Below are 13,205 nucleotides of genomic sequence, written 5' to 3' on the forward strand. Positions count from 1 at the left end.
CACTCGGACAGGTGCAGGTTTCGGTGGTGCCACCAGCACAGCAGCACTCCGTTGCTCCTTCTGGTCTGCCCGTCAATCCCGGATGGGATCTCTTGGGGCTCCATCAAGCACACCGCGAACCCCCTTCCGCGGATAAGTGGCACCGTGCAGCAGCCCACCGCTACAGCCCGCTACATCACGGCCACCCCCGTCGCACGTTGGGCAATCGGGAGCCAGATCGGGGAAGATGGGGTCCACCATGACTGGGACCCGCCGCGCACCGCCGCCCGCTAAGAGTGCTTTGGCGAGGGCACGGGAAGCCCGAGGGTGGAGTCAGCGGACGGCAGTCAGGGAGTATGCACGCGCGGCATCGGAGCTGAACATTGCTACCGCAGGACCGGACTCGTTGCGGACTTCAATTTCTCGCTGGGAGAACGGTCACCAAACGCCCGACGAACACAGCCGCCAGGTGCTGCGGCGCCTCTATAACCTCACCAATGCGGAACTCGGCTTCACTGGCCGATCCTCCCTGATCGTCGGCGACGAGACGGCAGAGCTGGCCGCACGTCTGGCCAGTACCGCCAGGGTTGACTCTGTCCTGATCGGCGTGTTCGACCAGCAGACCCACGCGTTGCGGTTGCAGGACCGCACATTCGGGGCCGCGACGCTATTGGACCAGATGTCCGCGCACATCCGACGGATACAAGGGCACCTCGATCATTCGATGACCCCCGGAGTCCGGATAGGGCTTGCGCGTGTCCTGGCCGACGCCGGGGCGTTGGCCGGGTGGCAGGCTCTTGATGCTGGAGCGGCCAAGCGGGCGTGGAAACACTTCAAGCGCGCCCGGAATGCTGCTCTGGAAGCCGGATCGCCTATCCTTTTGGCTCACGCGATCGGCGAACAGGCATACGCGCTCCTCGAAGTGGGCGACCCACACCGCGCGCTTGATGCGATCCAACACGCGAAAAGTCTCGGGTCGCACCCGCCACTGTTGACCGCCTGGCTGGCCGCTGCCGAGGGAGAATTCGCTGCCGCCAGCGGAAACACCACCGATGCGCTCCGCGCGTTCGACCGCGCCCAACAGTCCCTGCCCACGGACACCGCCGATGAAGCCTTGCCGTTTCTCAGCCTGAACGATGCACACCTCACGAGGTGGCGCGGCAGCGCATTAGCACGATTGGGCAACGCCGAAGCCATCGTTGATCTGACGCGGGCGATGGAGACAATCGACCAAGGACCGTTCGTTCGGGCCCTCACCGGCCTTCACGCGGACCTTGCCATCGCTCACGCCGTTGCTGGTGACCGAGACCAAGCTCGCGCCCATATCAGGGAAGCGCGATTCCTGGCCGCACAGATCGGCTCGCAACGCCTCCTACGAAGGATTGACCGAATTCTGCTTCCCGGCACCACTGGCCAGGGCCTGTAGCAAGCCGACCAGAGACCCCGCCCCCATCACCAGGCCCTTCGAGATCAGTGCGGGGATCACCGCCAGCGGCACCCACCGTACGACAGATGCTTCTTCCGCGTCCGAGGGGTCGCCGACGTGTTCCGCGCCACGGCCCGTATAGATCTCATGTGGGGTGTCCACCATGCCCGGCATGGGCTGGAACTCCGCCAGACGAGACAGCCGCCCCGGACGCCACCCGGTCTCTTCCAAAGTTTCCCGCTCTGCGGTCACGCGGGGGTCTTCGTCGCCATCGACGATTCCGCCCGGAAGCTCCCACCCCCATGCCTTGGGCACGAACCGGTACCGCCACAACATCAGCACCCGGTCTTCGTCGTCCAAAACGAGCGCCAGAGAGACCCGCTGCAACCGCACCACGTGATGCTCAAACCGTCGCCCGTCCGGCGGGGTGATATCGACCTTCGTCAGGTGCACCCACGGGTTGTCATACAGAGACCGTTCTCCGTGCTGGACCGTCGCCAAGCTCTCCGGCGTACCCATCGCCGAAACATCAAACTGCTCAACCTCGTCCGAACTCACCACCCCAGCTTAACCGTCCGCACCCTCATCGAAACTAAACCAAAGTTCACAATGAGCGCGTGCTGTTCGCATCATCGTGGGCGGTCTCCCGAATTTGCTGGTCAGTGCTGCCGCGCCCCGTGAACGGGACTTGCCATCGAAGCTGAAGCAATATCGCCGAGGCACATCGAGACACCAGACGAAGAAGGAGAAAGAAGAAGAATCAACATCAGGAAGGCTCAGCGGACGGCGCGGTCCGCTCCGCTCCCCGCACCGCCCAAACCTGGGCGCAGGCGACACGAACACCCATGCTGGCGGCAGCAGCCGATCCCGTGAACACGGCACCCTTGTCGAAACTTTCTATACTCCGTCAAGAGATCCCCTTTACTCGGGACCTTATGGTTCACCGACGTTCTGGTGTCGCGAGCGGTGATCGCCTTGACTTCGCTCCCCTATCGGTGCGAGCCTCGTGAGCTTGGAGAAGCCGGGAGCACCAAGGTCGCTGCAAGTCGCCAGAGCAATGCCCAAGCAAGAAACGGAGGGCCCCAGAATACAACGAGAGGTGCGATACCAGTCCAACTGGTGCCTGTCGAGACGATAGCAATGAGGACTAGTAATGCAAGCCCAACTACGGGGATCACCCATGTCCACTTCACCATCATGCGACCTGTCGTAAATATGACGACTGTTGCGGAGAGGACGGCGAAGAGCGCTGCTAATGCAAAGAGGATGGCAACTCTATCAAAAGGAACAGCTCCGACAAGGATCAACTCGGTTACCGCCCACCACCCAAGCATCGCGACTAGAAGGGTTGCGAGGCCGACCGCCGACAGGCGGAATGCGTTACGACGGTCTGCCTCACGAATCTTCATATCACCCAAGGTGTCCCTCAGAAGTTCTTTGAAGCCGTGTAGGACTTATCACACCATGCAAACCAGCCAACGAGGCATTTGAAGTCCGGGGTGCCGAAGTTCCAAACCTTGGTAAATGTCTGGTTCCCAAGAGAATCATAGTTGTACGAAGCATAAGACTCATGGTTTGGGACGTTGTTGTGTCGTCCGTTTACTGCAACCGCACCTGTCTTCCAGAACTGGACGGTCTCACGATACTTCACACTGCCCGTGATGCAGAATGGGTCCCCCACATCGTGGCGGATGTCGAAGTGCGCGACTCCGGTCGTCATCCACGTATCGAGAACCTCGATCCCGTTGGGGCTAGCCTGCTTGGTTTCGACAACCACCCCGCCGACCATCTTGCGCGTGATCCCCGTGCTTTTCTCCCAGTAGATCTGATAGGGGGCAGGGTTGTTCCAGTTCGCGCCCACACGGATAGCTGTTCGGTGTGAGGGGAATGAGAAGGCTGTCGGATATGCGTCACCGCGACCGTCTCCTACGAACGCTTCGGCCCCGCTGCAGGCCATCCCTCACCCGAACTGTCGACGAAGTGGACGCCGGTGGTGGGATCGTCCGGAGCATCCACGCGCGGGTTGAGGAGGCTGTCGAGCAGGAGTTTCAGTTGGCCGGCGATCTCGGGCAGCAGGTTTCCGCGCACGGGAACAGCGCCGTCGCGCTCGCGCCCGATCGTGAAGCCGCGCGTGTGTGCGCCGATCTCGTCTGAGGGCTCTGCCCCGTCGGGATCGAGATACGAGACCAGCACCTTCGACAGCAGACGCAGGTCCTCCGGCACAGGTGGCGGGCCACCGGCATCCGAACTATCGGCATCTCCATCGTCCGCACCGGTAAATCCGCGGGCGAGCTGGGCGAGCTGCCAGTCGGCCTCGAGTCGGGCATCATCGAGGATGCGCTTGCGGGACTGCTCGAGCGGCTCCATCGCCGCAAGCAACCCTGACACCCCGATCACCCCGTTGACCATTGCTGCACGTAGCTGCGGATACCGCGCCGGAAGGAACTCTCCGCTCGACATTCCTCGGGTGCGCGACAGCAGCCGTGCGGTCTTCACGACACGGTTCGCATCCCGCGTCTCGGTGCGCATCAGCGCGCGCACGAGATCGACCGGGCGACCCCAGCCGTACTTCTCGGTGATCTTGTCGTCTCGCATCGGCGTCGAGCGTTCGAGAACCTGTACCGACGCCTCGACCTGCAGCCCTTCCACCCGCTTCTGGATCCGCCCGGTCACTTCGAGCAGCGCCGCGATCTCAGCATCCGCCAGGTCGGGAATCGCCTCAGCATCGAACGCCTCGGCGCACGCGCCACCGAGAGACCGTTCCAGGTCTTCGAGGTGAGCGACGATGCTGTTCATACCTCTATTCAACCGAGGGCCACCGACATTCAGACCCGGAAATCAGGCTGATCAGAGAACTTTTTCAAAGAATTTTCTTCGCGCTACTGAAAGTTGCAGACGCTACAGTTTCTGACGCGCACTATTCTTTCGCGACCAGCGTCAGCACGTCGTAGGTCGCGACGGTCGCGTCATCCTGGTTGAGGATGACGGCATCCCAGCGCACCTCGCCGTACTCGTCCGTCTCGCGCGGTGTGATCTGCTTCGCGGTCAGCTCGACGCGGATGCTATCGCCCGGCGACACCGGAGTGATGAAGCGCAGGTTTTCCAGCCCATAGTTGGCGAGCACCGGCCCCGGCTCGGGGTCGACGAACAGGCCCGCGGCCCACGACACGAGCAGATATCCGTGCGCGACGCGTCCGGGGAAGAACGGGTTCGCGGCGGCCGACTCATCGTCCATGTGCGCGTAGAAGGTGTCGCCGGTGAAGTGCGCGAACGTCTCGATGTCGTCGAGCGCGACCTCGCGCGTGCCCGACGCGATCCGGTCGCCGATGCGCAGCTGCGCGAGCGATTTGCGGAACGGGTGGATGCTGTCATCCCGCACGCTCGCACCGGAATGCCACACTCCGGTGATCGCGGTGAGCATCTCGGGCGACCCTTGCACGGCCGTGCGCTGCATGTGGTGCAGCACGGCGCGGATGCCGCCGAGCTCCTCGCCGCCGCCGGCGCGACCGGGGCCACCGTGCACGAGGCCCGGAAGCGGGGAACCGTGTCCGGTGGAGGAGCGGGCATCATCGCGGTCCAGGAAGAGCACGCGGCCGTTCGATGCGGCAATGCCGGACATGATCTGCGCGGCGAAGGCCGTATCGTGCGTCGCGACGCTCGTCACGAGAGATCCGCCGCCGCGGGCGACGATGTCGGATGCTGCTGCCACAGTGTCGTACGTGATCAGCGAAGACACCGGACCGAAGGCCTCCACCGCGTGGACGGCCTCGGCGTTCGCGTCATCGAAACGCAGCAGGACGGGCGAGATGAAGGCGCCCTCCGGTGCGGCGCCGGTCGTCCCATCGGCGCGGCGTACTTTGACGCCTGCCGCGTCCAGAGACGCGGCTCCAGACGCAGCCGCGGACGCTGCCAGGTCGCCGATCACGATCCGTCCGCCGCCATCGACGAGAGCCCGCACCTGCCGCAGGACCTCATCGCGTTGCGCGAGCGAGACGAGCGGTCCCATCGTCACACCCTCCGCGCGGGGGTCGCCGATGCGTACCTTGGCATCGAGGCGGGCACGCACGGCATCGACCACGGCATCCGCCTGAGCGGTGGGAACGACCGCACGTCTGATCGCGGTGCACTTCTGTCCGGCTTTCGAGGTCATCTCGGTGACGAGCTGTCGGATGTAGGCATCGAACTCCGGTGTTCCTTCGGTCGCATCCGGGCCGAGCACGGAAGCGTTGATCGAGTCGGTCTCGGCGGTGAAGCGGACCCCGCCATTCTGCACCGACGGATGCTCGCGCAGCAGCGCGGCCGTCGATGCGCTGCCGGTGAATCCGACCAGATCCCCGAGCCGCAGGTTCTCGAACAGCGTCGGCACGCTGCCGCTCACGAGCTGCAGCGACCCCTCGGGCAGCAAGCCGGACTCGACCAGGATCCGCACGAACGCCTCGGTCACGTATCCGGTGGGCGTCGCGGGCTTCACGATGGTGGGCATCCCGGCGAGGAATGCCGGAGCGAACTTCTCCAGCGACCCCCACACGGGGAAGTTGAACGCGTTGATCTGCACGGCCGCGCCGGGCAGTCGAGAGTACACGTGCTGGCCGAGGAACGAGCCGTCTTTCGAGAGCGGTTCGACTGGTCCGTCGACGTACACCTGTGCGTTGGGCAGCTCGCGGCGTCCCTTGCCGGAGTACGCGAACAGCACCCCGATGCCGCCATCGATGTCGACCCAGGAGTCGGCCGTCGTCGCGCCAGTGCGCGCGGAAAGCGCGTAGAGCTCGTCTTTGCGTTCGGTCAGAGCGAGCGCGAACTTCTTGAGAAGAACCGCACGCTGGTGGAAGGTCAGTTTTCCGAGCGACGTCTGCCCCACGGTGCGTGCATACTCGAGCGTCGCGCCCAGATCGAGCCCGGCGGCGCTCACGCGGGTGATCTGCTCGCCGGTCGAAGCGTCACGAACCACGACTGCGTCGGCCACAGAATCAATGTCCGCACCCGTGCTCGGCGTCCACCAAGACCCCTGCACGTAGCTGGGCAGGATCTCACTCATTGTCATCCCATCTGTAGAAGCCTTCGCCGCTCTTGCGGCCGAGTTTTCCCTCGGAAACCAGCTGCCTCAGGAGCGCGGGCGGTGCGAATCGCTCCCCGAGCACCGCCTGGAGCTCCTCGGCGATGCCGAGCCGCACGTCGAGTCCGACGATGTCGGTGGTGCGCAGCGGCCCCATCGGATGCCGGTATCCGAGCTCCATCGCCCGATCGATGTCCTCCGCCGAGGCGACCCCGGCATCCAGCATCCGGATCGCCTCGAGAGCGAGCGCCACCCCGAGGCGGCTGGAGGCGAAGCCGGGGGAGTCGCGCACGACGATCGGTGTCTTGCCGAGCGTCTCGACCCACTCGCGCGCACGTTCGACGAGGTCGGCATCCGTCGCCGAGCCCGCGACGATCTCCACCAGCGCCGATGCCGGCACCGGGTTGAAGAAGTGCAGGCCCAGAAAGCGGGATGGCCGGCGGAGCGTCGTCGCCAGATCGTCGATCGAGATCGAGGATGTGTTCGACGCGAGGGCAGCATCCGGGGCTGCGTTCTCGATGCGCACGAGGGCGTTCGTCTTGAGCGCTCGATCCTCGGGCACTGCCTCGATGACGAGCTCGCACGGCGCGAATGCGGCGATGTCGTAGCCGACGTGCAGTGCGCGATTCAGGTCGCCTGAATCGCGGTCGGTCGATCCGCGCTCAATCGAGCGTGCGATGCTCGCGCGGACGCGCTGATCCGCAGCATTCGCCGTCCCCTCGTCGTGCTCGACGACGGTGACATCGTCGCCGGCAAGGAGGAAGGCGTGCGCGATTCCGGCACCCATGCGGCCGCCGCCGAGGACTCCGACCTTCATGGACGCCCCGTCCGCTCGAGGAACTGGGTCATCCGGCGCATCTTCTCGGGGCTCTCGAACAGCTCCGCCTGCAGCTCGCCATCGATGACGGGGTGAGTATCGCGCCCGGCGCGCAGCGCCGTCTTCGTGTGCTGGATCGCGAGCGGATCGGCGGCCGCGATGCGATCGGCGATCGCGTGCGCCGCCGACATCAACTCATCGGGCTGGTGGACGCTGGACACGAGCCCCGCGGCTCGCGCCTCGTCGGCTCCCAGCGCGCGCCCGGTGAGCAGCATCTCGCTCGCCAGACCCTCGCCGACGATCTCACGCAGTCGCCAGGTCGCACCGGCCGCAGCGATGATGCCGAGAGTCGGCTCGGGATTTCCTATTTTCAGGCGCGGAGTGGCGATGCGGATGTCGGCGGCGTAGGCGAGCTCCGCACCGCCGCCGAGCGCATAGCCGTCGAGCGCTGCGATCACGGGCATCGGCAGCTCGCGGATGCGGATGAACGCATTGGCATTGATTCCGCGGTGCGCATCTTCCGCGCGACGGGCGCGCAGTTGGGTGATGTCGGCGCCTGCAGCGAAGTCCTCTCCCGCGCCGGTGAGGATCAGAATGCGCGGCTCGGCCTCGAGCTCGGCGCACAGCGCGTGCAGGGCATCGATCATCTCGCGATCGATCGCGTTGCGCTTGTGCGGTCGGTTCAACCGGGCGATCACGCGGTCCGGGCGTCGCTCGACGGCAAGGAGTGCATCATCCATGGCTGCCCCAGACTGCATCGTCGGTTTCCTGGTTCGAGTATGGCCATTTCCTGACCATTCGTTCAGTATTTAAGTATGACAAGGAAGTCCGGAGTCGGCAATGATGCCAGACTGGAGCGCGTGCCAGTGTCGGAGCAGCCATCGATGGAGACCGTCGTTCGTCGTGGGCGCCCGGGCTATGACCAGCGGCAGGTGCTCGAGGTCGCGGTGCAGGTGTTCATCGAGCAGGGCTATGACGCGACCTCGGTGGCAACCCTCGCGACCCGGCTGGGACTGTCGAAGTCAGCGCTCTACCATCACTTCGAATCCAAAGAGGCGCTGCTCGAGGTCGCGCTGGAAGAAGCGATCGGCTCACTCGAAGGCGTTCTGCGCGAGCCGGACGCGAAGGCAGGAACCGCCCGCGAGCGGCTCGAGCACGTGCTGCGCGGCGCCGTCCTCGTCCTCGTCGACAAGCTCCCCTTTGTCACGCTGCTGCTGCGCGTGCGTGGGAACAGCGGTGTCGAACGTGCCGCCGTCGAGCGCCGGCGCGCGTTCGACCGTGAGGTCACAGCCCTCGTGCGTGCGGCGCAGAAAGAGGGCACCGTGCGCGATGATCTCCGCGCGTCCGTAGCGACGCGACTGCTCTTCGGCATGGTCAACTCGATCGTCGAGTGGTACCGCCCGACCGGGCCCGAGGGCGCTGCCGAGTTAGCGGACGACGTGCTGGGCGTCGCCCTGGACGGACTGAGCAAGCGGGGGTGAGGGGACGCTTCGACTCGCCTTCGGCTCGCTCAACGCGTTTCGTCTCCGGCTTCGCCTGCGCTCAACGGCCCGCGCTGAAGTGCCTGCGCTGAATGGCCCGTGCTCAAGAGTCCTGCGCTGAAGTGCCTGCGCTGAAGTGCCTGCGCTGAAGGGCCCGTGCTGAAGCGCCTGCGCTCAACGGCCCGTGCTCAAGAGTCCTGCGCTGAACGGCCCCGCGCTGAAGTGCCTGCGCTCAACGGCCCGCGCTGAAGGGTCCTCGCTCAACGGGCTGCGCCGGCTCGTGCCACGGGTCGTTGAGCGAGCGGAGCGAGACGAAACGGGGTGAGCGACACTTCGACTCGCTGGCGCTCGCTCAGCGCGGGTCTCCGCGAGTCGAAGCCGCGGCTACGCCGAGCCGCGGCTACGCCGAGCCCCGCCTATGCCGAGGCGATGACCGTCTCGTCGAGCGAGCGGCGCACGCGAGGAGCGGCCTCGCGCTCCTGCAGCTTCTCAGAAAGCGTCGACGAGTCGCCGAGCTCACCGAGAGCGATCACCGATGTCGGGGTGAAGCGCTCCTCGACTCCGGGCAGGGCGCGCAGCTGATCGCGCACGATGCCGCCCATCTGGTGCACGTACAGTCCGTCGGCGTGCGCCTGCACCGAGAGGTGCGCGACAGCCTGACCGAGGTCGTACTGCGCCCACGGACGGGGGTTGCCGTCGGCATCCTGATCCTCTGACAGGGCGACGATCAGCACCTGGGCTGCGCCCGCCCACTCGCGATTGAAGCCGACGAGGGCGTCATCGATCCGCGAGTGCAGCTCGGTGCCGCGACGAGCGACGATGAAGCGCCACGGCTGCGTGTTGCTCGCCGATGGTGACCAGCGGGCGGCCTCGAGAGCGGCCGCGAGCTTGGCCTCGTCGATCGGTGTCGTGGCGTCGAAGGCCCGGGGGCTCCAGCGTGCGGCCAGAACATCGAGGACGGGGACGGAAGTGGAAGCGATGCGCTCAAGAGTGGGAGTGCTCATGGTGCCTTTCGGGGTCGCAGTGGTGCTCGGACCCCGTCGTCCGCATTCTCATTCAGGCTAATGCACCTCTCTGGGCGCCTCGCCCAGAGAGTCGGAATCAGCGACGCAGCGCGTCACGGAACTTCACCCGCGCCCCCATCTTCAGCAGCGAGTTCTCGTAGATCTTCGCGCCGAGGAGAACGACGATCGCACAGGCCACGAGCATGATCACCAGCGATGCGAGCGGCTCCCACCATGCGGCCTCGTCGAAGAACAACCGGATCGGCATCGCTACGGGCGCGGAGAACGGCACGTACGAGAGCACGGTCATCACGATCGGGTTGTCGCCGAAGAAGATCACCAGGAAGTACGGGATCATCGTCAGATACATCACCGGGGTCATCGTCGCACCGACATCCTCCTGGCGCGAGACCAGGGATCCGGCCGCCGCGAACATCGCCGCGAGCAGGATGAATCCGAAGAAGAAGAACACTGCGAACCAGGCGATCGGTCCGCCGATTCCCTGCAGGACAGCCGTCTGCCCGGACACCATGAGCCCGATCGTGCCCACTACGACCAGAAGCAGGATCTGCGAGATCGCGAGGATCGTGTTTCCGATCACCTTTCCTGCCAGGAGCAGTCGTGCGGGGATGGCCGAGAGCAGGATCTCGATGACGCGCGTCTGCTTCTCCTCCACCACGCTCGTCGCGATCGGCGTGCCGAATGTGATCGCCGACATCATGAACACCAGTCCGAATGCGATGCCGAGGATGTAACGCAGGCCGCCGCCAGCCGGCTCGGGGTTGAGCAGCCCCACGGTCGGCGACTGCGAGAGCATCATGACCAGCGACTGCGGCGCCTCCTTGTCGGCGATGACGACGATCCCTGTCGCCGATGACTCGTCGTCGATCAGCGCAGCCTCGACATCACCGTCTGCGACGAGCTTCTCGGCGGCGGCGCGGTCGGCGACCTCCGTGACCTCGAAGCCCTCTGCGCCATCCAGCACGGCGGATGCCGAACTCGTCGCGGCGACGTGCGTGATGCTGGGCGTCGCACTCGCGATTCCCGCCCAGATCACACCGGCCAGCGCCATCAGGAGCAGGATGCCGGTGGAGATCAGGTACGCCTTGCTGCGCAGTTTTGTGCTCAGTTCGCGCTCGGCGACGAGCCAGACGCCCTGAGCAGGGGAGAGAGCGGTGGTGGCCTGCGTGGACGTGGTCACTGGATGACCTCCTTGAAGATCTGCGAGAGCGAAGGATGCTGGGGAGTGAAGCGGCTGACTTCGCCGCCCTCGAGTGCGCGGCGAAGAATGCGCTGAGCGATTGCCGGGTCTTCGGCGTCGAACACGGCATTGCCGCCTTCGAAATCGACGACGCTCACACCCGGTTCCTCGCGCAGCCAGCCGACGTCGCCGGTGCTCTCCAGCTCCCAGCGCGGCGCCGAATGCTCTTCGCGCAACCGCTCGCGAGGACCGGCGGCACGGATCGTGCCGCCGGCAATGATGACGAGGTCATCGCAGAGTCGTTCGACGACGTCGAGCTGGTGCGAGGAGAACAGCACCGAGACGCCACGCGCTGCTCGTTCCTGCAGTACGCCGGCGACGGTCTCGACGGCGAGCGGGTCAAGGCCCGAGAACGGCTCATCGAGAATGAGCACCTCCGGGTCGTGCACGAGGGATGCCGCGATCTGTGCGCGCTGCTGGTTTCCGAGCGAGAGCGCTTCGAGGTTGTCGTTCAGCCGTTCGCCGAGTCCGAGCTCGGTGAGAAGGGCAGTGGCCTTCTCGACAGCATCCGCCTTGGTGAATCCGTGCAGACGCGCGAGGTAGACGACCTGCTCGAGCACCTTCATCTTGGGATAGAGGCCCCGTTCCTCCGGCATGTAGCCGAACTGCCGACGGGCATCGGGGGTGAGGGCGGTTCCCCCGAGAGTGACGGCACCGCCGTCGGAGGCGAGGAGACCGAGGATGATCCGCATCGTGGTGGTCTTGCCTGCGCCGTTACCGCCGACGAATCCGGTGAGGTGGCCGGCTTCGACCGAGAAGGAGACATCATCGAGGACCCGGCGTGAGCCGTAATTCTTGGTGACGCCGGTGAGCTGCAGTGTTCCTGAGGTCATGCCTCCACGCTATTGAACGGGTATCGGTGGCGGCATCCCCCGCAGGGTGGATCTTGCGCCTCCGCCCTGCGGGTGCGGTCAGTTCCGTCTGATCAGCAGCGCGCGGACGACGAGTCCCGCCACCAGCGCCCAGAATGCGGCGCTGATGCCGGCGATCGAGAGACCGGATGCCGCGATGAGGAAGGTGACCACCGCGGCCATGCGTTCGTGAGGATCGGCGACGGCCTGATGGACCGCCGAGCCGAGCGCGGCGAAGAGGGCGACACCGGCGACAGCGGGGATGACAGCGGCGGGAGCGAGGAGGACGAGGGCGGAGAATGCGGCGGCCAAGCCGCCGAGCACGATGTACGAGAAGCCGGTGGACACTCCGGCGACCCAGCGTCGCTTCGAGTCGGGATCCGCCTCGGGGGATGCCGCGAGTGCGGCGCTGATCGCGGCGAGGTTGATGCCGTGACCGCCCGCGGGGGCGCCCAGGGCGGTGCCGATACCGGTGACCAGCATCGCCGGGCGCCAGGGAACCTCGTAGCCGAAGCTGCGCATAATGGCGACACCGGGGACGTTCTGCGACGCCATCGTCACGATGAACAGGGGCAGGGCGACACCGATCAGGGCGCCGACGGTGAGGGTGGGCGCGGTGAGTTCGAGTCGAGGAATGAGGAGCGCGGCATCCAGTGGTGCGCCGGTGCGAATGAGTTCGACACCGACGACGGCGGCGGCGGCGACGAAGGCCATGGGCACTGCCCAGCGCGGTGCGAACCTCAGGAAGATCAGCCAGGTCACGAGGACGGGGAGGACACCCCATGGGTTCTGTGCGAGACCGGTGATCGGCGCGAGGCACAGCGGTAGCAGGACGCCCGCGAGCATCGCCTGAGCGATGGATGCGGGAATCCGCGCGATGAGTCTGCCGAACCCTGGCCACAGGCCTGCGAGCACGGTGAGCGCTGCGACCACCAGGAACGCACCGGTGACGGCGGGCCAGCCGCCTTCGACCGCACCGGTCGCGGCGAGGAGGGCTGCTCCCGGTGTCGACCACGCGACGGTGATCGGCATCCGATATCGCCACGCGAGGATGACGCACGCGATCCCCATCGTGAGGCTGAGGATGATGAGTCCGCTTGTTGCCTCGGATGCTGTGGCGCCAACCGCGTCGAGGCCGGTGAGGACGACGGCGAAGGAACTGGTGAAGCCGACGAGCGCGGTGACGATGCCTGCGGAGATGGGGCGCGACAGCGGGGCGGGCGCGTCGGTCATAGGGATGAGGCTAGCGGGTTCCCATCGGATTCTTATATGCGTAGGAATAGAATCCTGCAGGCGGTCGTTGACCACTGCAGACCGCAAACGACTCGCATGA

At 65.7% G+C, this 13,205-nt stretch carries 12 protein-coding genes; 2 read left to right on the forward strand and 10 right to left on the reverse strand.

The window, feature by feature from the left end; genetic code table 11:
- Window positions 1-385: 385 nt before the first annotated feature.
- Window positions 386-1,405, forward strand: coding sequence for a hypothetical protein (locus ACTIAO_RS03490; RefSeq protein WP_441904881.1), 1,020 nt, complete (start codon window positions 386-388; stop codon window positions 1,403-1,405).
- Here ACTIAO_RS03490 and ACTIAO_RS03495 read toward each other — a convergent pair.
- The 6 genes from ACTIAO_RS03495 to ACTIAO_RS03520 all read right to left on the reverse strand — a co-directional run bounded on the left by ACTIAO_RS03495 (window position 1,352) and on the right by ACTIAO_RS03520 (window position 8,015).
- The gene (locus ACTIAO_RS03495; RefSeq protein WP_441904882.1) at window positions 1,352-1,963 is read right to left on the reverse strand and encodes an NUDIX hydrolase; all 612 of its coding nucleotides are present in this window, start codon (window positions 1,961-1,963) and stop codon (window positions 1,352-1,354) included. The two genes, ACTIAO_RS03490 and ACTIAO_RS03495, sit on opposite strands and share 54 nt — an antisense overlap.
- An 868-nt stretch (window positions 1,964-2,831) precedes the next feature.
- Window positions 2,832-3,266: a hypothetical protein gene (locus tag ACTIAO_RS03500; protein WP_441904883.1), complete on the reverse strand. Its 435-nt coding sequence runs from the start codon at window positions 3,264-3,266 to the stop codon at window positions 2,832-2,834.
- A gap of 65 nt (window positions 3,267-3,331) precedes the next feature.
- Window positions 3,332-4,201 carry a DUF222 domain-containing protein gene (locus tag ACTIAO_RS03505; RefSeq protein ID WP_441904884.1) on the reverse strand — a complete coding sequence of 290 codons (870 nt, stop codon included), beginning with the start codon at window positions 4,199-4,201 and terminating at the stop codon, window positions 3,332-3,334.
- A gap of 121 nt (window positions 4,202-4,322) precedes the next feature.
- Entirely contained in the window at window positions 4,323-6,440 is a 2,118-nt protein-coding gene (paaZ, locus tag ACTIAO_RS03510; RefSeq protein WP_441904885.1) for a phenylacetic acid degradation bifunctional protein PaaZ, read from the reverse strand.
- A complete protein-coding gene (locus ACTIAO_RS03515) occupies window positions 6,433-7,275 on the reverse strand; it encodes a 3-hydroxyacyl-CoA dehydrogenase family protein (RefSeq protein ID WP_441904886.1) in 843 nt (280 codons plus the stop codon). The genes paaZ and ACTIAO_RS03515 overlap by 8 nt, the downstream gene beginning before the upstream one ends.
- Window positions 7,272-8,015, reverse strand: a complete 744-nt coding sequence (locus ACTIAO_RS03520; protein ID WP_441904887.1) for an enoyl-CoA hydratase/isomerase family protein — start codon at window positions 8,013-8,015, stop codon at window positions 7,272-7,274. Before ACTIAO_RS03520 ends, ACTIAO_RS03515 begins: the two co-directional genes overlap by 4 nt.
- A gap of 144 nt (window positions 8,016-8,159) precedes the next feature.
- Between ACTIAO_RS03520 and ACTIAO_RS03525 the strand changes: the two genes are divergently transcribed.
- Window positions 8,160-8,756 carry a TetR/AcrR family transcriptional regulator gene (locus tag ACTIAO_RS03525; protein WP_441904972.1) on the forward strand — a complete coding sequence of 199 codons (597 nt, stop codon included), beginning with the start codon at window positions 8,160-8,162 and terminating at the stop codon, window positions 8,754-8,756.
- Window positions 8,757-9,172: 416 nt separating this feature from the next.
- Here the strand turns inward: ACTIAO_RS03525 and ACTIAO_RS03530 are convergent, their stop codons facing one another.
- The 4 genes from ACTIAO_RS03530 to ACTIAO_RS03545 form a co-directional block, all read right to left on the reverse strand.
- A complete protein-coding gene (locus tag ACTIAO_RS03530) occupies window positions 9,173-9,760 on the reverse strand; it encodes a nitroreductase family protein (protein ID WP_441904888.1) in 588 nt (195 codons plus the stop codon).
- Window positions 9,761-9,857: 97 nt separating this feature from the next.
- Window positions 9,858-10,961, reverse strand: a complete 1,104-nt coding sequence (locus tag ACTIAO_RS03535) for an ABC transporter permease (protein ID WP_441904889.1) — start codon at window positions 10,959-10,961, stop codon at window positions 9,858-9,860.
- Window positions 10,958-11,854, reverse strand: a complete 897-nt coding sequence (locus tag ACTIAO_RS03540; RefSeq protein WP_441904890.1) for an ABC transporter ATP-binding protein — start codon at window positions 11,852-11,854, stop codon at window positions 10,958-10,960. Before ACTIAO_RS03540 ends, ACTIAO_RS03535 begins: the two co-directional genes overlap by 4 nt.
- A gap of 78 nt (window positions 11,855-11,932) precedes the next feature.
- A complete protein-coding gene (locus tag ACTIAO_RS03545; protein WP_441904891.1) occupies window positions 11,933-13,105 on the reverse strand; it encodes a benzoate/H(+) symporter BenE family transporter in 1,173 nt (390 codons plus the stop codon).
- Between the last annotated feature and the right edge of the window lie 100 nt (window positions 13,106-13,205).

This window comes from Microbacterium sp. (assembly GCF_052099035.1).
GTDB lineage: Bacteria > Actinomycetota > Actinomycetes > Actinomycetales > Microbacteriaceae > Microbacterium.